The organism is Klebsiella aerogenes (assembly GCA_029027985.1).
Lineage (GTDB): Bacteria > Pseudomonadota > Gammaproteobacteria > Enterobacterales > Enterobacteriaceae > Klebsiella > Klebsiella aerogenes_A.
The window spans coordinates 90,006-109,214 of record CP119076.1; the positions used below are offsets into that span (position 1 = coordinate 90,006).

The 19,209-nt window shown below is 57.0% G+C and carries 19 protein-coding genes; 5 read left to right on the forward strand and 14 right to left on the reverse strand.

Features of this window, described 5'->3' with window-relative positions; all coding sequences use genetic code 11:
• The first annotated feature begins 59 nt into the window (after positions 1–59).
• Entirely contained in the window at positions 60–1,364 is a 1,305-nt protein-coding gene (locus PYR66_00425) for an SLC13 family permease (GenBank protein WEF28241.1), read from the forward strand.
• A gap of 104 nt (positions 1,365–1,468) precedes the next feature.
• Here the strand turns inward: PYR66_00425 and tpiA are convergent, their stop codons facing one another.
• Positions 1,469–2,236, reverse strand: coding sequence for a triose-phosphate isomerase (tpiA, locus tag PYR66_00430; GenBank protein ID WEF28242.1), 768 nt, complete (start codon positions 2,234–2,236; stop codon positions 1,469–1,471).
• A gap of 108 nt (positions 2,237–2,344) precedes the next feature.
• On the reverse strand, positions 2,345–2,944 hold the full coding sequence (locus PYR66_00435) for a DUF1454 family protein (GenBank protein WEF28243.1): 600 nt from the start codon (positions 2,942–2,944) through the stop codon (positions 2,345–2,347).
• Positions 2,945–3,056: 112 nt separating this feature from the next.
• Between PYR66_00435 and PYR66_00440 the strand changes: the two genes are divergently transcribed.
• The gene (locus PYR66_00440) at positions 3,057–3,485 is read left to right on the forward strand and encodes a DUF805 domain-containing protein (GenBank protein ID WEF28244.1); all 429 of its coding nucleotides are present in this window, start codon (positions 3,057–3,059) and stop codon (positions 3,483–3,485) included.
• On the opposite strand, the gene fpr is transcribed toward PYR66_00440, so the two are convergent.
• The 7 genes from fpr to gmk all read right to left on the reverse strand — a co-directional run bounded on the left by fpr (position 3,486) and on the right by gmk (position 11,458).
• On the reverse strand, positions 3,486–4,232 hold the full coding sequence (gene fpr, locus PYR66_00445) for a ferredoxin--NADP(+) reductase (GenBank protein WEF30539.1): 747 nt from the start codon (positions 4,230–4,232) through the stop codon (positions 3,486–3,488).
• A 148-nt stretch (positions 4,233–4,380) separates the two neighbouring features.
• Entirely contained in the window at positions 4,381–5,391 is a 1,011-nt protein-coding gene (gene glpX / locus PYR66_00450; GenBank protein ID WEF28245.1) for a class II fructose-bisphosphatase, read from the reverse strand.
• Between the two features lie 50 nt (positions 5,392–5,441).
• The gene (gene recG, locus PYR66_00455; GenBank protein WEF28246.1) at positions 5,442–7,523 is read right to left on the reverse strand and encodes an ATP-dependent DNA helicase RecG; all 2,082 of its coding nucleotides are present in this window, start codon (positions 7,521–7,523) and stop codon (positions 5,442–5,444) included.
• Positions 7,524–7,528: 5 nt separating this feature from the next.
• Positions 7,529–8,218 carry a tRNA (guanosine(18)-2'-O)-methyltransferase TrmH gene (gene trmH, locus PYR66_00460; protein ID WEF28247.1) on the reverse strand — a complete coding sequence of 230 codons (690 nt, stop codon included), beginning with the start codon at positions 8,216–8,218 and terminating at the stop codon, positions 7,529–7,531.
• 147 nt (positions 8,219–8,365) lie between these two features.
• A complete protein-coding gene (spoT, locus tag PYR66_00465; GenBank protein WEF28248.1) occupies positions 8,366–10,486 on the reverse strand; it encodes a bifunctional GTP diphosphokinase/guanosine-3',5'-bis pyrophosphate 3'-pyrophosphohydrolase in 2,121 nt (706 codons plus the stop codon).
• A gap of 18 nt (positions 10,487–10,504) precedes the next feature.
• Positions 10,505–10,780, reverse strand: coding sequence for a DNA-directed RNA polymerase subunit omega (gene rpoZ, locus PYR66_00470; GenBank protein WEF28249.1), 276 nt, complete (start codon positions 10,778–10,780; stop codon positions 10,505–10,507).
• Positions 10,781–10,834: 54 nt separating this feature from the next.
• The gene (gene gmk / locus PYR66_00475; protein WEF30540.1) at positions 10,835–11,458 is read right to left on the reverse strand and encodes a guanylate kinase; all 624 of its coding nucleotides are present in this window, start codon (positions 11,456–11,458) and stop codon (positions 10,835–10,837) included.
• Between the two features lie 258 nt (positions 11,459–11,716).
• On the opposite strand from gmk, the gene ligB reads away from it, so the two are divergent.
• Positions 11,717–13,393 (forward strand): NAD-dependent DNA ligase LigB, encoded by a 1,677-nt coding sequence (gene ligB, locus PYR66_00480; GenBank protein WEF28250.1) that lies wholly within the window; start codon positions 11,717–11,719, stop codon positions 13,391–13,393.
• Between the two features lie 5 nt (positions 13,394–13,398).
• Here ligB and PYR66_00485 read toward each other — a convergent pair whose 3' ends face one another.
• The gene (locus PYR66_00485; protein WEF28251.1) at positions 13,399–14,016 is read right to left on the reverse strand and encodes a trimeric intracellular cation channel family protein; all 618 of its coding nucleotides are present in this window, start codon (positions 14,014–14,016) and stop codon (positions 13,399–13,401) included.
• Between the two features lie 207 nt (positions 14,017–14,223).
• A complete protein-coding gene (locus tag PYR66_00490) occupies positions 14,224–15,087 on the reverse strand; it encodes a YicC family protein (protein ID WEF28252.1) in 864 nt (287 codons plus the stop codon).
• 170 nt (positions 15,088–15,257) lie between these two features.
• On the opposite strand from PYR66_00490, the gene rph reads away from it, so the two are divergent.
• Both rph and pyrE read left to right on the forward strand, forming a co-directional pair.
• On the forward strand, positions 15,258–15,974 hold the full coding sequence (gene rph, locus PYR66_00495) for a ribonuclease PH (GenBank protein ID WEF28253.1): 717 nt from the start codon (positions 15,258–15,260) through the stop codon (positions 15,972–15,974).
• Between the two features lie 112 nt (positions 15,975–16,086).
• A complete protein-coding gene (gene pyrE, locus PYR66_00500; GenBank protein WEF28254.1) occupies positions 16,087–16,728 on the forward strand; it encodes an orotate phosphoribosyltransferase in 642 nt (213 codons plus the stop codon).
• A 44-nt stretch (positions 16,729–16,772) separates the two neighbouring features.
• Here the strand turns inward: pyrE and slmA are convergent, their stop codons facing one another.
• The 3 genes from slmA to coaBC all read right to left on the reverse strand — a co-directional run bounded on the left by slmA (position 16,773) and on the right by coaBC (position 19,141).
• Positions 16,773–17,369, reverse strand: a complete 597-nt coding sequence (gene slmA / locus PYR66_00505) for a nucleoid occlusion factor SlmA (protein ID WEF28255.1) — start codon at positions 17,367–17,369, stop codon at positions 16,773–16,775.
• 124 nt (positions 17,370–17,493) lie between these two features.
• Positions 17,494–17,952: a dUTP diphosphatase gene (gene dut, locus PYR66_00510; GenBank protein WEF28256.1), complete on the reverse strand. Its 459-nt coding sequence runs from the start codon at positions 17,950–17,952 to the stop codon at positions 17,494–17,496.
• Entirely contained in the window at positions 17,930–19,141 is a 1,212-nt protein-coding gene (gene coaBC, locus PYR66_00515) for a bifunctional phosphopantothenoylcysteine decarboxylase/phosphopantothenate--cysteine ligase CoaBC (GenBank protein ID WEF30541.1), read from the reverse strand. The genes dut and coaBC overlap by 23 nt, the downstream gene beginning before the upstream one ends.
• Between the last annotated feature and the right edge of the window lie 68 nt (positions 19,142–19,209).

Genomic DNA, 19,209 nt, shown 5'->3' on the forward strand with positions numbered 1-19,209 from the left:
GCGTTTACCTGTTTCTCCTGTCGTCGTATTCTTGCTGAAAAAAACGACAGGAGACAGGCATGTCGCTCTGGCTTTCCCACCCGCTATTCCTCCCTTCGCTGATTGTCGGCATCACTATTGTCCTGTGGGCGGCCTCGCTGTTGCCGGAGTTTATCACTGCGCTATTATTCTTTGCCGCGGCAATGATGGCGAAAATTGCCCCACCGGAGGTGATCTTTGGCGGCTTTGCCTCTTCGGCATTCTGGCTGGTGTTCAGTGGTTTTGTCCTCGGTATCGCGATCCGTAAAACCGGGTTGGCGGACAGGGCGGCGCAGGCGTTATCCGCGCGGCTGACTGATTCCTGGCCGCGTATGGTCGGCAGCGTGGTATTGCTGAGCTATGCGCTGGCATTTGTCATGCCGTCGAATATGGGGCGCATCGCGCTTTTGATGCCGATCGTGGCGGCGATGGCCAGGCGCGCCGGGATTGCCGACGGTACGCGCGGCTGGTATGGCCTGGCGTTGGCTGTGGGGTTTGGCACCTTCCAGCTGTCGGCGACTATTTTGCCCGCTAACGTCCCGAATCTGGTGATGAGCGGTGCGGCAGAGGGCTCGTACGGTATCCACCTTAATTATCTCCCCTATCTGTTGCTGCATACGCCAGTGCTTGGCTGGCTGAAAGGCGCGGCGCTGGTAGCGTTGATTTGCTGGCTATTCCCCGGCAAACCGCATCCGCCGCGGGATCTGACGCCGCTGCCGCCGATGAGTGACGACGAAAAGCGTCTGGCGTGGCTGCTGGCGGTGGTGCTGGCTCTGTGGGTTACCGAAAGCTGGCATGGCGTCGGCCCTGCGTGGACCGGCCTGGCGGCGGCAGTCGTCACGCTGCTGCCGCGAGTAGGTTTTATCAGCGGCGAGGAGTTCGCCAGCGGGGTGAATATTCGCACCTGTATTTATGTCGCCGGGATTCTGGGGTTAGCGATTACCGTTACCCAAACCGGGATTGGCGGCGCGGTCGGGAACGCGCTGCTGCAGGTGATGCCGCTGGATAAAGAGAATCCGTTTACCAGCTTTCTGGCGTTGACTGGGATCACCAGCGCGCTGAACTTTATTATGACCGCCAATGGCGTTCCGGCGTTGTATACCACCTTTGCGCAGAGTTTTGCCGATGCTACCGGCTTCCCGCTGCTCAGCGTGATTATGATTCAGGTGTTGGGATATTCCACGCCGCTGCTGCCGTATCAGGCGTCGCCGATCGTGGTGGCGATGGGGTTAGGTAAAGTACCGGCGAGAGCGGGGATGCTGTTGTGTCTGGCGCTGGCGGCGGTGAGTTATTTAATTCTGCTACCGCTGGATTATTTGTGGTATCAAGCGTTGGGAAAATTGTAGCGGGATAAGAAAACCCGGAGGCGGCGCTTAACGCGCCTTGTCCGGGCTACCAGACGATTAACCCCGGTTGCGAAGCGCCGCCGGGGAGGTGCCTGTTAAAGCGATTACGCTTTTTTCGCGGCTTCTGCTGCTTTAACGATCACCGCGAAAGCGTCTGCTTTCAGGGATGCGCCGCCAACCAGCGCGCCGTCGATGTCCGGCTGGGTGAACAGCTCTGCGGCGTTGCCCGCGTTAACGGAACCGCCGTACTGGATGATGACTTGCTCAGCGATTTTCGCGTCAGCTTTAGCAATGTGGTCACGGATGAATTTGTGCACGGCCTGAGCCTGAGCTGGGGTCGCGGATTTGCCGGTACCGATAGCCCATACGGGTTCGTAAGCGATAACCACGCCTTCGAAAGCGGCAGCGCCCTGAGTTTTCAGCACCGCGTCGATCTGACGCGCGCAGACTTCTTCCGTTTTACCCGCTTCGTTTTCGGCTTCGGTTTCACCGATGCACAGAACCGGAGTCAGGCCCTGCGCTTTCAGTACCGCGAATTTCTTCGCGATCAGTTCGTCGGATTCTTTGTGGTAGGTACGACGCTCGGAGTGGCCGATGATGATGTACTGCGCGCCGATGTCTTTCAGCATTTCGGCGGAGGTTTCACCGGTGAATGCGCCGGACAGGTTCACGTCAACGTTTTGCGCGCCCAGGTGAATGTGGCTGCCTTCCGCCGCACGCTTAGCCAGGTCCAGATACATTTCCGGCGGCGCGATTGCAACTGCACAGCCGCTTACGCCAGCTAGTTCAGTACGCAGGTTCGCAACCAGTTCGTTTACCATGTGGCGGCTGCCGTTCAGTTTCCAGTTACCCATCACTAAAGGATGTCGCATTTTAATTCTCCACGCTACTAAGCGAATTAAGGAATATAGCCGCCCCAGAGGGCAGCATGGTCTGTGAAACAGTATAGAGACTCGTCACTGGAAAGGCTTTGCTTTTTGTCATTTATTGTTGCCTTCCAGCGATTCAGATAGCGCCAGCTTAATCGGTTCAACAGCGAAGGTCAGCCCCTTTTCGCCGTTATCTGCCACTACATAGCGCACCGCGCCTTCGGTTTCAGTGTAATAGCGTTTGCCTTTGCCGGCGGTCAGGAGTTTTTGCAGCTTTTGCTGGCTTTGCAGCGGGCTTAGCGTCGGGACGAAGGCGCGAATAATCGCGCTCATATACTCCTGCGCTTTCGCTTTCGCCGCTTTTTGTTCCGGCCCCTGAATCGGCAGCCAGGTTATCTGCATCGATTTTATTTTCAGCGTACCGCGCTCAAGCGCGGTGGAGGCGTACAGGTTCTCGTTAATTTTGCTGGCGGCGCGGGTCAGGTTAGCCTGATCGCGGCTGGAAGAGATGGAGCGGAACTCGTTAAGCGGCAGTTTTGGATTATCGGTATTAAATTTCTCGCGAAACTCGCTAATGCTGACATCAAAAATCGGCGCGCTGGATAAAAGATAGGGGGCAGAGGCGGCGGGTTCTGTTTCCGCAGACAACGCCATCGGGCCGACAGATAACGCTGTCAGCCCAATCAAACTTAAGGTTGCCCACTTCTTCATGCCCATCTTTCCTTTTTTTGCCTGCCGACGATTAAAACGGGAACCGTCACGCTTGTCAAAAAGTGACGCCTTCAGGGTAAACTACGCGAATGATGATGATAAGGAATAAAACATGACCTTACAGCAGTGGTTATTCTCAATTAAAGGCCGTATTGGCCGCCGGGATTTCTGGATTTGGATGGTTATCTGGGTGCTGACCATGAGTGCGCTGTTTACTCTGGCGGGCAGCAATTTACTTAATTTACAGACTGCGGCGTTTATCCTCGTCTGCCTGCTCTGGCCGACGTCGGCGGTCGTGGTGAAACGTCTGCACGATCGCGGTAGATCTGGTCTGTGGGCATTGCTGCTGATTCTGGCATGGATGCTGCTGGCAGGGAATTGGGCGATGTTGCCGCAAGTCTGGCAATGGAGCGTCGGGCGTTTTGCGCCAACGCTGATTATTGTCATGATGCTGATCGACCTGGGGGCGTTTGTCGGCACCCAGGGCGAGAATAAATTTGGCAAAGAGACGCAGGATGTCCGCTGGAAAGCGGATACCTGATTACCAGTAGTGTTCTGCCGTCATGTGACCTGGTCGGCGACGCAGGTGTTTGGTCATTTGCCGGGTTTCTTTCAACAACTGCTGGGTGTCGCGCACCATCTGCGGGTTGCCGCACAGCATGACATGGCTGGCGTCGGCCGTCATTGGCAGGCCGATCGCTTCCTCCAGCGCCCCGCTTTCAATTAGGAATGGCACGCGGCCGGTCAGGGAGCCTTCCACGGTCTCACGGCTGACCACGGTCTGGATACGCAATTTGCCGGCATAGCGCTGCTCCAGTTCACGCATCAGCGGCAGGTAGCTGAGATCGGCGGCGTAACGGACGGCATGGACCAGCACCAGATTGTTAAAGCGCTCAAGATCCTTACCTTCCTGTAGAATCGACAGATACGGCCCGAGCGCGGTGCCGGTCGCCAGCATCCACAAGGTATCGCAGTCGGGTACTTCCTCCAGCACGAAGAAGCCAGCCGCTTCGCTCACCACCTGTACCTCATCGCCCGGCTTCAATGCCGCCAGACGTGGGCTCAGCTTGCCTTCCGGCACGGTCACCAGATAGAACTCAAGGTCGGGATTGCCAGGAGCATTAACGTAAGAGTAGGCACGTTGCACGCGTTCACCGTCGATTTCCAGCCCGAGCTTAGTAAATTGCCCGGCGGTAAACGGATGAACAGGAGCCCGAAGGTACAGACTGAACAGCGTATCGGTCCAGAACTCCACTTTTGTTACTTTGCCGCTAACCCAGTCCGCCATCATCTTCTCCCGTTGCGAAGCGTTGCCTTATCTTCGGCGTAGATGAGAAAGATTTCCACCCCAGCGCTGAAAGAAAGCTCTATTGATCAAATATAAACAGAGGAATCAGGCGCCGCGCGCGCGGCTGCCTGAGCAAGCGGTGACTGATTTACAGGATATGCTGCTGGACGTCCGGATCTTTACGGTCGAGATAGTGGATCGACTGGATACGGCGGATGGTGCGCGACTTGCCGCGGATCAGCAGCGTTTCAGTGGTCGCCATATTACCCTTGCGGGTGATGCCGTCCAGTAGATCGCCTTTGGTGATGCCGGTGGCGGAGAAAATGACGTTATCGCTGCGCGCCATGTCATCAAGACGCAGCACTTTACCAGCCTCGATACCCATCGTTTTGCAGCGCGCCAGTTCGTTTTCACCAATGCGGCGGTTCTCTTCGCTGTCGCCTTTGACGTGGTGGCGAGCCAGTAAGCGGCCCTGCATATCGCCGTCCAGCGCGCGGATCACCGCGGCGGAGACCACGCCTTCCGGTGCGCCGCCGATGCCATACAGTACATCGACTTCGCTGTCCGGCATACAGGTCAGAATGGAAGCCGCGACGTCGCCATCGGGAATGGCGAATACGCGCACGCCCAGTTGCTGCAGCTGCGTGATCACCGCATCGTGGCGCGGTTTTGCCAGCACGGTAACGGTCAGTTCTCCGAGCGGCTTATTCAGCGCGCGGGCGATGTTGCGCAGGTTCGCTTCCAGCGGCAGATTCAGGTCGATAGCGCCTTTGGCTCCCGGGCCGACAATCAGCTTTTCCATGTACATATCTGGCGCGTTGAGGAAGCAGTCTTTATCGCCCACTGCCATCACCGCCAGCGCATTGGCCTGGCCCATTGCCGTCATGCGGGTGCCTTCAATCGGATCGACGGCGATATCCACCGCGTCGCCTTTGCCGGTACCCACTTTTTCGCCGATATAGAGCATTGGCGCTTCATCGATTTCGCCCTCGCCGATGACGATGGTGCCGTCGATATTGACGAGGTTGAGCATAATGCGCATGGCGTTGACCGCCGCGCCGTCGGCGGTATTTTTATCGCCGCGGCCCAGCCATTTGTAGCCCGCCAGCGCGGCGGCTTCGGTGACACGCGAAAATTCGATGGCCAGTTCTCGTTTCATAATCCACTCGTTGTGTAGAAAAATTGCCCGCAGCGCGGTAAGAGGACGCGCTACGCGTTGGAATAACGTTCGGTTTCCGGCATCCAGCGCTCGATGAGCGCTTGTGCCTGCATCGGATAACGTTCGTGAATGTGGCGGGCGATGCGCTGAACGTCGGGGATCATGGCCTGATCGCGCAACAGATCCGCTACTTTAAACTCGGCGTTGCCGGTCTGGCGGGTGCCGAGCAGCTCGCCTGGACCACGGATCTCGAGGTCTTTCTGGGCGATGACAAAACCATCGTTGCTGTCGCGCAGTACCTGCAGGCGTTTCTGCGCCGTTTTGGAGAGCGGCGATTTATAGAGTAGCACGCAGTGGGAAGCGACGGCGCCGCGCCCGACGCGCCCGCGTAGCTGGTGCAGCTGCGCCAGGCCAAGACGTTCCGGGTTTTCGATAATCATCAGGCTAGCGTTAGGGACGTCAACGCCGACTTCAATGACCGTGGTGGCGACCAGAAGATGTGTGTCGCCCTGCTTGAAGGCCTGCATCACCGCCTGTTTCTCTGCCGGTTTCATCCGCCCGTGCACGAGGCCGATATTCAGTTCAGGCAGCGCCAGTTTGAGTTCTTCCCAGGTGGCTTCCGCCGCCTGCGCTTCCAGCAAATCGGACTCTTCAATCAGCGTACAGACCCAATAGGCCTGGCGGCCCTCCTGGGTGCAGGCGTTGCGTACGCGATCGATAATATCGCTGCGGCGCGTATCCGGAATGGCGACGGTCGTCACCGGGGTGCGTCCCGGCGGTAGCTCGTCGATCACCGAGGTATCGAGGTCAGCGTAAGCGGTCATCGCCAGGGTGCGTGGGATTGGCGTGGCGGTCATGATCAGCTGATGTGGATGGAACCCCTGCTGTTGACCCTTTTCCCACAACGCCAGTCGCTGATGGACGCCGAAGCGATGCTGTTCGTCGATAATCACCAACGCCAGACCGTTAAACTGCACCTGTTCCTGGAAAATAGCATGGGTGCCGACAATCATCTGTACGTCGCCATTGGCGATGGCATCCTGTTGCGCCTGACGCGCTTTCCCTTTCTGCTTGCCCGCCAGCCAGCCGACTTCAACGCCCAGCGGTGCAAACCAGTTGCGGAAATTAGTGGCGTGCTGTTCGGCCAGTAGTTCGGTCGGCGCCATCAGCGCGACCTGTTTGCCGTGGGCGATGGCGCGTAAAGCGGCCAGCGCGGCGACCAGCGTTTTACCGGATCCGACGTCACCCTGGACGAGGCGCATCATTGGCACATCCAGCGCCATATCGCGTTCGATTTCGGCGGTGACGCGCGCCTGTGCGCCGGTTGGTTTAAAGGGCAGGGAGGCCAGTAGCTGATTTTTCAGCGTGTCGTTGGCGCCGAGCGACAGGGCGTGGTAGCGCTGCGCGCCAGCGCGGACGGCCAGCATACTGAGATTGTGCGCCAGCAGCTCTTCAAGAATTAAGCGCTGCTGCGCCGGGTGTTTACCGCTTTCAAGATCGCTTAGCTGTAGTGATGGCGGCGGGCGGTGCAGCGTACGTAGCGCCTCCGGCAGGCTCATCATCCCCTGTGCCAGCTCTGGCGGCAGCAGTTCGCTAATTGCGCAGGTCTCCAGCAGCTCAAGCGCCTGATCGGTCAGCTTGCGCAGCGTCGCCTGTTTAATACCTTCGGTGGTCGGATAGACCGGGGTTAAGGTTTCCTGCAGTTCCGGCGTGCTCATATCGCCCTGCACGCGATATTCCGGGTGGATCATCTCTGCGCCGAACTTGCCCCGTTTGGCTTCGCCGTAGGCCAGCACGCGACGGCCGGTGGCCAGGCTGTTTTTCATCGCCGCGTTGAAGTTGAAAAAGCGCATCGTGAGGATGCCGGAGCCGTCGCTGATCTGGCAGGTCATCATCCGGCGGCCGCCGAAAGTGATATTGCTGTTGAGGACTTCGCCCTCTACGGTCGCGTAGACGCCAGGCAGCAGTTCACCGATTTGATACAGATGGGTACGGTCTTCGTAGCGTAGTGGCAGGTGTAATAACAGATCCTGAACCGTATGGAGGCCGATTTTCGCCAGTTTGTTGCTCTGCGCGGCGCCAACGCCGGTTAGCGAGTTAAGCGGGACGGCATCTAACAGACGGCCTGACATCGGATTTACCTCGTTGCCTGCATCGTTGCCCACCACGCGGCATCGGCTTCGACTTCGCCCTGCTCGTTGACGTGAGGATAAGGCAGACCTTTTTGTTTTGCGACGCGGGCCAGTACCGGATAGCCACCTTCAAACAGCAGGCGCTGCTGCTCTTCCGGCGGCAGCATGCTGTTGGCGCGTTTGTACATCCCGGCGTTCTGCCGCTGGCGCTGTGCTTCGTACAGGATCAGAGCGGAGGCGACGGAGACGTTCAGCGACTGCACCATGCCGACCATCGGGATGATGATGTCCTGGTCAGCCAGCGCCAGCGCTTCCTGGGTGATGCCGGTTTTCTCCTGGCCCATCAGGATGCAGGTCGGACGCGTATAGTCGATTTCACGAAAGTCGATAGCGTTGTCGGAAAGGTGCGTCGCGAGGATTTGCATGCCCTGGCCTTTTAAGTGGCTGACGGCATCGCCGATAGTGCGGTGAGTTTTTACCTGCACCCAACTGTTGCTGCCAGCGGCAGCGGAGGCCATAGTGCGCATGCGACTGCTGGGCCAGATAGCGTGTACTTCATGCACGCCAATGGCGTCTGCGGTCCGGATGACCGCAGAGACGTTATGGGGTTTATGCACTTGTTCCATGCAGACCGTCAGATCGGGCTGACGCCTGGCGAGCATCTCACGAATACGCTCGTAGCGCTGTAAATTCATTCCACTTCATCCTTCGAATTATCTCTTTAATCGCTGCGGATGACCTGGCCCCTGACGAGGCCGCTGTAAGCAGCGTTCAAATCTGCTCCCGGCAGATTTGTCATTCGTTTGCCGGCTTGGTGCAATGCGAATGATGTTGCATAAGAGCTAATTTCGGTTACGGGTGACTTTAATCACGTCCGGCATGACGCGGATTTTGCGCATGATATTCGCCAGGTGCACACGGTCGCGCGCGGTCAGGCGGATAAAGGCGCTGTAGACGCGGCCATCTTTCTCTTCGGTATTCAGGCTCTGAATATTGGAAGAGGCGGTGTTGATTGCGGCCGTCAGATTAGCCAGCGCACCCTGGTGGTTAAACATATCCACCTTAATTTCGGCGATAAATTCCTGCGCAGTCTCTTTATCCCATTCGACAGCCATAAACTTCTCTGGCTCTTTCTGGTAGCCGCGGATGTTACGACAGGATTCATGGTGGATAACCAACCCTTTTCCTGGGCTGACATGGGCAATGATCGGGTCCCCTGGGATCGGGCGACAGCACTTAGCGAAGGTGATCAGCACGCCGTCGGCGCCTTTAATCGGCAGGTGACCGTGATTCGACGCGTTGCCTGGCACTGGCGCCGCAGAGGCTTCGCCCTGCTGCAAGTTTTTCGCCACCACCACGCTCATCGCGTTGCCGAGACCGATTTCCGCCAGCAGATCGTCAAGCGAGGCCAGCTTCATGCGCTCGAGTTCGCGCTGGATGTTCTCCTGCGGGATCTCTGCCAGCTTGCGGCTACCGCCCAGCGCGTGGTTGAGCAGTCGGCGGCCGAGGCTTACCGAGTCGTCGCGCTTGAGGTTTTTCAGCAGTTGGCGAATTTTGGCGCGCGCTTTCGAGCTGACGACGAAGTTCAGCCATGCGGCATTCGGACGCGCGCCCGGCGCGGTGATGATTTCTACCGTCTGGCCGCTGGAGAGCGACTGCGACAGCGGATATGGCTGACGGTCGACGCGTGCGCCGACGCAGGCATGACCGATATCGGTATGCACCGCGTAGGCGAAGTCTACCGGTGTCGCGCCGGCAGGCAGTTCGACAATGCGCCCTTCCGGGGTGAAAACGTAAATCTCATCCGGGAACAGATCGGATTTAACGCTCTCGATAAATTCAAAGGAGCTACCAGCGCTCTGCTGCAGTTCCAGCAGGCTTTGCATCCAGCGCTGAGCGCGGATTTGCGCGGTCGTGCTGCTTTCGCCGCCGTGCTCTTTATAAGCCCAGTGCGCCGCAACCCCCATTTCCGCCATCTGGTCCATATCTTCGGTACGGATTTGTACCTCGACAGGGACGCCATGGGGGCCAATCATCGAGGTGTGCAAAGATTGATAGCCGTTCGCTTTCGGAATGGCGATGTAATCTTTGAACCGACCTGGACGTGGCTTGTAGAGGCTGTGCATTTGGCCAAGCACGCGGTAGCAGGTATCAGGATCCTGGACAATAACGCGGAAAGCGTAGATATCCATGATTGAGTGAAAACGCTGCTCTTTGAGCACCATCTTGCAGTAAATCGAGTACAGATGCTTTTCGCGACCGCTGACGCGGCAGGGGATCCCCGCTTCCTGCAAACGCCCTTCGATCTCAGAGAGGATTTTTTGAATCATCTCTTTACGATTGCCGCGCGCCGCTTTGACCACTTCTTTGATAACGCGGTAGCGGTTAGGGTACAACGCTTCAAAGCCCAACTCTTCGAGCTCGGTTTTGATGTGATGGATACCTAGACGGTGCGCCAGCGGGCTGTAAATTTCCAGCGTTTCACGAGCGATGCGGCGGCGTTTATCCGGGCGTAATGAACCCAGCGTACGCATGTTGTGGGTGCGGTCGGCAAGCTTAATGAGGATGACGCGGATGTCCTGCACCATCGCCATAATCATTTTGCGGAAGTTTTCGGCCTGCGCCTCTTTCTTGTCGCGGAACTTGAGCTTATCAAGTTTTGACACCCCCTCTACCAGTTCGGCGACGCTTTTACCAAAAAGCTGTTCCATATCCTGGTAGGTTGCAGGGGTATCTTCAATCACGTCATGCAGCAGCGCGGCCATCAGCGTTTCATAGTCGAGTTTCATCTCGGCCAGAATACAGGCCACCGCTACCGGGTGCGTGATATAGGGTTCACCGCTTGAACGTGTCTGACCCTCGTGAGCGTCACGTGCAACGAGATATGCCTGCCGAAGACGCTTGATTTGCTCTTCCGGCAGGTAGTTTTGAATCAGCTGATTCAGGCTTTCAAACAGATACAAGGGCGACCCGCTGTGTGATTAACGACGACCTTCAGCAATCGCGGTAACGGCTTGTAATTCAGCGGCTTCCTGCTCTTGCTGTTCCTGGCGCTCACGTACGTCGAGGATCTGGTTGTTGATCAGACCTTCTTCGATTTCGCGCAGTGCGATAACGGTGGTTTTATCGTTTTCTTCCGGTACCAGCGGATCCTTTCCGCCTACCTGCATCTGACGAGCGCGACGCGCGGCGACCAGTACCAGGTCAAAACGGTTACCAATTTTCTCTACAGCGTCCTGAACAGTTACGCGTGCCATACTTAAAATGCTCCACAGGTGAAGAAATGACTGGGCATGATACTGAATGTGGGTTCAGTCTGCCAATAGTTTGGTGATTAAAGCGCCATGTCGCTGCTTTTGGCGGCTCATGCGCAGACGTTCAGCGCGGATAATGTTTTTAAGATCGCCCAGGGCGGTATCAAAATCATCATTCACAATAAGGTAATCATATTCCGCGTAATGGCTCATTTCCGCAACTGCCTGTGCCATACGTTTTGCGATAACCTCTTCGCTATCCTGGCCGCGGCCGCGCAGGCGACGGTCAAGCTCGTCTTTTGACGGCGGCAGAATAAAGATACTGCGCGCGCCGGGCATTCTATTGCGGATTTGCTGAGCGCCCTGCCAGTCGATATCGAGGAAGACATCGACGCCGGTCGCCAGAACCTGCTCTATCGCTTCACGAGAGGTGCCGTAATAGTTGCCAAAGACTTCCGCGTGCTCAAGGAAAGCATCCTCGCCAATCATCGATCTGAATTCATCGTGATTAACAAAGAAATAGTGTTCACCGTGCACTTCACCCGGACGCGGATCGCGTGTGGTATGAGAAACAGAAACCTGGGAGTCGTACAACGGTTGGGTTTTCAATAAAGCCTGAATCAGGCTGGATTTACCCGCGCCGCTAGGGGCGGAAACAATATAAAGCGTGCCTTGAGCCATGAGTGTCTTTTGTATGTGATTGTCGAAAGAGATCCTACATACGAGCCTATTATACACGCCGCCGCTGCGTGACGCAGTCATTGTCACACTTTTTGCCGCTGTTTCTTTCATTTTGCCTGCTGTTTTCCTGATTTCTTCAGTGGTTGCAGCAACAACGCACAAATCCTGGAAAGCCGCTCGCAGCATTATGATTCCCCCATCGCCGCCAAACCTGCCGCCAGCGCACAATGCCAAAGGATGGAACAGGGAGGCGAAAGTATGCGCAAATGGCTAATAGCAACAGCGATATGGATGACGACGGCAAGCGCAATGGCGGCTTGCCCGGGCTGGTCTTCCCAGCGGGCGGAGCAGGAAATTGGCCGTCTTAGCCAGCAGATTGCCGACTGGAAAGCGGCCTACTGGCAGCAGGGGAGCAGCGAGGTCAGTGATGAGGTATACGATCGGCTATCGGCGCGGTTGGCGCAGTGGCGGCACTGTTTCGACAAGGAGGCGCAAGCCGAAGAAGACCTGCCGCCGCCGCGCGGCGAGGTCAAACATCAGGTTGCTCATACCGGTGTGCGTAAACTGCCCGACGGCGCCAGCGTTGCTCGCTGGATGCGCGATAAAACCAACCTGTGGGTACAACCGAAAGTCGATGGCGTGGCGGTGACGTTGATTTACCGTAGCGGCAGACTGGCGCAGGCGATTAGCCGTGGTAACGGCCTGGCGGGCGAAGACTGGACGACGACAGTGCGCCAGATCCCTGGCATCCCTTTGACTACCGTGGGTCCACTGGCAAACAGCGTCTTACAGGGTGAGATCTTTGAACGTCAGGACGACCACATACAAAAGCAACTGGGCGGCATGAACTCGCGGGCTAAAGTGGCCGGGATGCTGATGCGCAAAACGCCGCCGGCGGCGCTGAAAATGCTGGCGCTATTTATCTGGGCGTGGCCCGATGGCCCGACGGAGATGCTTGCCCGCCTGGCGCTGCTTGCCGATGCCGGGTTTCCTCTGGTGCAGCGTTACTCGCATCAGGTGAAAAACCAGCAGGAGGTCGCCGCCTGGCGGGAGCGCTGGTTTACCTCGCCGTTGCCTTTTGTCACGGATGGCATTGTGATCCGCGCGGAGAAAGAGCCGCCCGGCAGCGATTGGTTACCTGGCCAGGGGCACTGGGTGGCGGCATGGAAGTATCAGCCTCTCTCTCAGGTTGCGGAAGTTACCGCTATCCAATTCACTATCGGGCGCAGCGGGAAGATTGCCGTCGTGGCGCATCTCGAACCGGTGAAGTTGGATGACAAACTGGTGCGACGGGTCAATATTGGTTCACTGGCCCGCTGGCGGCAGTTAGAGATTGTTGCCGGAGACCAGGTTCAGATAAGCCTCGCCGGGCAAGGGATCCCACGTCTGGATAGCGTTGTCTGGCGGACCACCCAGCGCGATGCGCCTGAACCACCGTCGTCTCGCTTTCATTCATTAACCTGCTACTTTGTCGCCCCCGAGTGTGCCGGGCAGCTTCTCTCGCGGCTGGTCTGGCTATCATCAAAGCCGGTTCTCGATATTGAGGGGGCGGGGGAGGCGCTGTGGCGCACGTTGTTGGTCGATCGCCGCATGGCGCATCTTTTTTCATGGCTGTCTCTGACTCCCGAGCAGTTACAAAGCACGCCAGGCATCTCCGACGCGCGCGGCCAGCGGTTGTGGCATCAGTTTAACCTGACGCGTGAGCAGCCGTTTATTCGCTGGGTGCTGGCGCTCGGCGTACCGATACCCCGGTCGGCGCAGGCCAGTATCGCGGCGGAAAGCTGGCGACAACTGCGGGAGCGTGATGAATCTCAGTGGCGACAATTGCCAGGAGTGGGGAAGGAAAGAGCGCGTCAGCTGGTCGTCTTTTTGCAGAACCCGGATATCGTTGCGCTGGCGCAGTGGCTCAGCGGGCAACGTATTCCGGGTTTCTGAGGCGATTAGTGGGCGTCATGCTTGTAGTAGAAGACCGGCAGACCGAGCTTCCAGCGCAGGGCGAGCATTCGTGCGGTGAAGCCAAATAGCAGGGTGGCAATAACCACCACGTCGTGGCTGCTGACGTAATGCTGCAGGGCGATATAGAGCACCGCGGCAGCAAAGGAAATGCCAGCATATAGCTCTTTCTGGAACACCAGTGGAATACGCTTGCAGAACATGTCGCGCAGCACGCCGCCGAAGACGCCAGTGACCACTGCGGCAATAGAGGCAATAACCGGCCCCTCGCCCATATCCAGCGCGATTTGCGCGCCGATAATCGAAAACACGATCAGGCCCAGCGCATCCAGCACCAGGAACAGGCGGCGCAGGTGCGGCATCACCGGGGCGGCGATAGTGGTGAGGACGGCGGCAACCGCCACGATAATGACGTATTCCGGGTGCTGCACCCAGCCGAGCGGATAATGGCCGAGCAAGATATCGCGTACGGAACCGCCGCCCAGCGCGGTGGCGGTGGCGATAATAATCACCCCAAAGGTGTCCATACGGCGGCGTCCGGCTGCTAAGGCGCCGGTCATCGCTTCCGCCGTAATACCAATCAGATAAAGAATATGAAGCAGCATAAATCCCCCACAATGATGGCGAAAGGGTAGCGATTTGTGCGGCAGATCACGATTGAGTTTTTCTAAAGTGAGTCCATTTTCATGAGTAAAGCTAATGCGGTAAGGATAATATGGTCAGTAAATACAGGGGATGTGTATTTTGATTTTCAAATATAGATAAGAAAAAATAATGCTGGCCCGTGAGGTGGGCCAGCAAGAGGAAGAGAATTACTCGATATTCTGGATCTGTTCGCGCATTTGCTCGATCAACACCTTCAGCTCAATCGCTGAATTGGTCACTTCGGCATTGATGGATTTTGACGCCAGGGTGTTCGACTCGCGGTTGAATTCCTGCATCATAAAGTCGAGGCGGCGGCCCACAGCTTCTTTCTTCTTCAGAATGTTGTAGGTTTCTTTCACGTGCGCTTCCAGGCGGTCCAGCTCTTCGGCAACGTCGATACGCTGCGCCATCATCACCAGTTCTTGCTCAAGGCGATTGTTTTCCAGCTGTACTTCGGCATCTTCGAGCTTGGCGACCAGGCGCTCGCGCTGCCACTGCAGGATTTCTGGCATATGGGCGCGAACTTTGCTGACTTCGGAGCTAACGCCTTCCAGACGCTGCTCGATCAGCGCTTTCAGCGCTTGACCTTCGGTCTCACGGGCGACGATGAAGTCGTCCAGCGCGCCGTTCAGTGCGTTGAGGATTTCAGCGGTAATCGCATCGAGATCCTGCTCCTGAGCGGCCATTACACCAGGCCAGCGCAGAATATCGACCGGGTCGATTTCGCCTTCATCGCTCTGCATTTTCACCCAGTTCGCGGCGTTCACCAGCTGCTTGGCCAGGTTCTCGTTAAGGATCAGCTCGCCCTGGGCGCTGGGATCCTGTTCAAAACGCAGGGTACATTCGATTTTCCCGCGAGTCAGACGAGAGCGGATACGCTCGCGAACCACGGGCTCCAGGCTACGGAACTGCTCCGGCAGGCGGAAGTAGGTTTCCAGATAGCGTTGATTTACCGAGCGCAGTTCCCACGCGGCGCTACCCCAGTCACCCTTGATTTCACGCCGGGCATAGGCGGTCATACTGCGGATCATAGACGTTCCTGTTTTTTAAGGAGAGTGGGGAGGATTATAGCTTTCGAGGCCCTTTCAGGATAGGAATAAGCGAGTATTATCCGCACCTCCGCGTGCGCGCCGTCGCGATGCAACTTGCCTGAATTTGTGTATAATGCGCAGCCACATTCGTTTCAAGCCGGAGAGTAATCATGCGTCCAGCAGGCCGTAGCGCTAATCAGGTGCGTCCCGTAACCCTGACCCGTAACTATACAAAACACGCAGAAGGCTCCGTGCTTGTCGAATTCGGTGACACCAAAGTGCTGTGTACCGCCTCCATCGACGAAGGCGTCCCACGTTTCCTGAAAGGTCAGGGCCAGGGCTGGATCACCGCGGAATACGGCATGCTGCCGCGTTCAACCCATACCCGCAACGCGCGCGAAGCCGCAAAAGGCAAGCAGGGCGGCCGCACCATGGAAATCCAGCGTCTGATCGCTCGCGCGCTGCGCGCTGCAGTGGATCTGAAAGCGCTGGGCGAGTTCACCATTACGCTTGACTGCGACGTGCTGCAGGCCGATGGCGGTACCCGTACTGCCTCCATTACCGGCGCCTGCGTTGCGTTGGCTGACGCGCTGAACAAGCTGGTGGCTGCGGGTAAACTGAAAACCAATCCGATGAAGGGTATGGTTGCCGCCGTTTCCGTCGGTATTGTTGATGGCGAAGCCATTTGCGATCTGGAGTATGTGGAAGATTCCGCAGCGGAAACCGATATGAATGTGGTGATGACCGAAGATGGTCGTATCATCGAGGTGCAGGGCACGGCGGAAGGCGAGCCGTTCACCCATGAGGAGCTCCTCACTCTCCTGGCGTTAGCGCGAGGGGGGATCGAATCCATTATCACGACGCAGAAAGCGGCGTTGGAAAATTAATGATTAAGGCGACTGAGAAGTCGCCTTTTTTTTGCGTGCTATTCTTCATGACACCTGCGAAGGATAACGCGCGTAGACCGACAATGATGAAAGTACTAAAAGGAGCGAATCCATGAAGCCGTATCAGCGCCAGTTTATTGAGTTTGCGCTTAGCAAGCAGGTTCTTAAGTTTGGCGAATTTACGCTGAAATCCGGGCGCAAGAGCCCCTATTTCTTCAACGCTGGTCTGTTTAATACCGGGCGCGATCTGGCGCTGCTGGGCCGTTTTTACGCCGAGGCGTTGGTGGATTCCAACATTGAGTTCGACCTGCTGTTTGGCCCGGCCTACAAAGGTATTCCAATTGCCACCACCACCGCGGTGGCGTTAGCCGAGCACCATGACCGCGACCTACCATACTGCTTCAACCGTAAAGAAGCGAAGACCCACGGCGAAGGCGGCAATCTGGTTGGCAGCGCGTTGCAGGGTCGTGTGATGCTGGTGGATGATGTGATTACCGCCGGTACCGCGATTCGTGAATCGATGGAGATCATTCAGGCTAACGGCGCTGAGTTGGCTGGCGTGCTGATCTCCCTTGACCGTCAGGAACGCGGCCGCGGTGAGATCTCCGCGATTCAGGAAGTCGAGCGTGATTATGGTTGCAAAGTGATTTCTATCGTCACCCTGAAAGACCTGATCGCTTATCTGGAAGAAAAACCGGAGATGGCGGAGCACCTGGCTTCTGTACGCGCTTACCGCGAAGCCTACGGCGTCTGATGATGACTCCGGCAGCCGTGCTGGCTGCCGGAACTTCATCGGATTTATTGTAGTTGCGCGGCGACCAGCGGCCAGCGGGCGTCGAAATCATCCGTTGGGCGATACTTGAATTCGCTGCGCACGAAGCGCGACAGCATACCTTCGCAGAACGCCAGCAGCTGGCTTGCCAGCAGGGTCTCGTCGACGGTATAGCCTTCCCCTTCACGCATTTTCCTTTCGCGCATCACCTGACGCAGCTGAACTTCAATACGTTCGAAGAGCTGATTGATGCGGCCCTGTAGCCGATCCTGTTCGAACATCAGCGCGTGACCGGTGAGGATACGCGTCAGCCCAGGATTACGCTCGCCAAAGCCAAGAATCAACAGAACAATCAAGCGCAGACGAGCCGTGGTGTCCTTTTCATCTTTCAATATCAAATTGATGCGCGTAATCAGGCTGTCTTCAATGAACTCGATCAGGCTATCAAACATGCGGGTTTTGCTGGGAAAATGACGGTATAACGCCGCTTCGGACACGCCGACGGAGGCCGCCAGCTTCGCCGTGGTAATTCGTTGACTACCATCGCTGGATTCAAGCATCAGCGCCAGAGATTGAAGTATTTCTTCGCGACGATTCCTTTTCGCAGTTTGTTTTTCTGCCATGTTTTAAAATACCCCTGAAAATAAGCACTTGTCAGGCAGGCATCCACAAAGCGACCGCAAACTGTCGTTTGCGGTGATGTTATTGCATTATGCGCTTTGGGATGCGGGTTCCGTGTAGCCGGGCTTATTTGCGCCCTGAGTGACCGAAGCCGCCTTCACCGCGGTCGGTGGCGTCAAACTCCTCCACCAGATTAAATTCCGCCTGTACCACCGGTACGAAGACCATCTGCGCGATGCGCTCGCCAGGCTCGATAGTGAAGCTCTGTTGGCCGCGGTTCCAGACGGAAACCATCAGCTGACCCTGGTAGTCAGAGTCGATAAGGCCAACCAGGTTGCCCAGTACGACGCCGTGTTTATGGCCCAGACCAGAACGCGGCAGAATCACCGCCGCCAGAGACGGATCGGCGATATGAATGGCAAGGCCAGTCGGCAGCAGCGTGGTTGCGCCCGGCGCCAGCTCTACGGCGTCGTCAAGACAGGCACGCAGGTCAAGTCCGGCGGAGCCGGAGGTGGCATAGGTCGGCAATGGGAACTGCTCGCCAACACGCGGATCCAGAATCTTAACGTCGATTTTTTTCATCATAACGGGTAACGATCTCGTCGAGTAATAATTGGCCCAGGAATTCCTTGCGCTCAAGTGGTAAGCGCTTATCCCCATCCTGCCAGAAAAGGTGCAATGCGTTGCTATCGCTATTAAAACCTTGATTTGGCTGAGAAACATCATTGGCACAAATCAGGTCGAGATTTTTACGGGCACGTTTTTGCCGGGCGTATTCTTCCACATTATTTGTTTCGGCGGCAAATCCAACAACGTACGGGCGATTGATTTTTAATGCGGCCACCCCGGCGACGATGTCCGGGTTTTTGACCATTTTTATTGTTAATTCATCACCTTGTTTTTTAATTTTCTCGTCGGCGATGATGGCGGCGCGGTAGTCGGCAACGGCGGCGCAACCGATGAAAATATGCTGTTGTTGCGCGCCGTTCTGCACTGCAGTTTCCATTTCCAGCGCAGTGACGACATCGATGCGCTGTACAAACGGCGGCGTCGGCAGCGACACCGGGCCGCTAACCAGCGTGACGTTCGCGCCGCGTTGTGCGGCGGCGGCGGCAATCGCGAAGCCCATCTTGCCGGAGCTATGGTTAGTGATATAGCGCACCGGATCCAGCGGCTCGCGGGTTGGGCCCGCGGTAATCATGATGTTGAGATGTTGCAAATCTTTGACAGGCGAAAAATGTTGCGCCGCCATGTCTACGATAGTCAGCGGGTCGAGCATTCTGCCTGGGCCGACGTCGCCACAGGCCTGGCTGCCGCTATCCGGGCCCCATACCAGCAGGCCGCGTGAGGCAAGCGTGGCAAGATTGTGCTGTGTAGCGGCGGCGCGGTACATCTGCTGGTTCATCGCCGGGACAACGGCAACCGGCGACGGCGTCGCCAGGCAAATCGTGGATACCAGGTCATTCGCCATACCGGCGGCAACGCGGGCGATTAAATCGGCGGTTGCTGGCGCGAGGATGACCAGGTCGGCCCATTTGCCCAGTTCAATATGACCCATTGCCGCTTCCGCGGCCGGATCCAGCAGGCTATCGGAAACCGGGTACCCGGAAACGGCCTGCAGGCTCAGCGGCGTGATAAAGGCCCCGGCGGCTTCCGTCATGGCGACGCGTACATCCGCGCCGCGTTCTCGCAGTCGGCGCACCAGTTCCGGCGTTTTATAAGCGGCAATACCGCCGCTCACGCCTAGAACGATCTTTTTACCAGCCAGACTCATCATGATTTTGTCCTGTTGAAATACACCAGAATCCGCGCATCTTATCACAATCCCGAGGGCATCGTGCG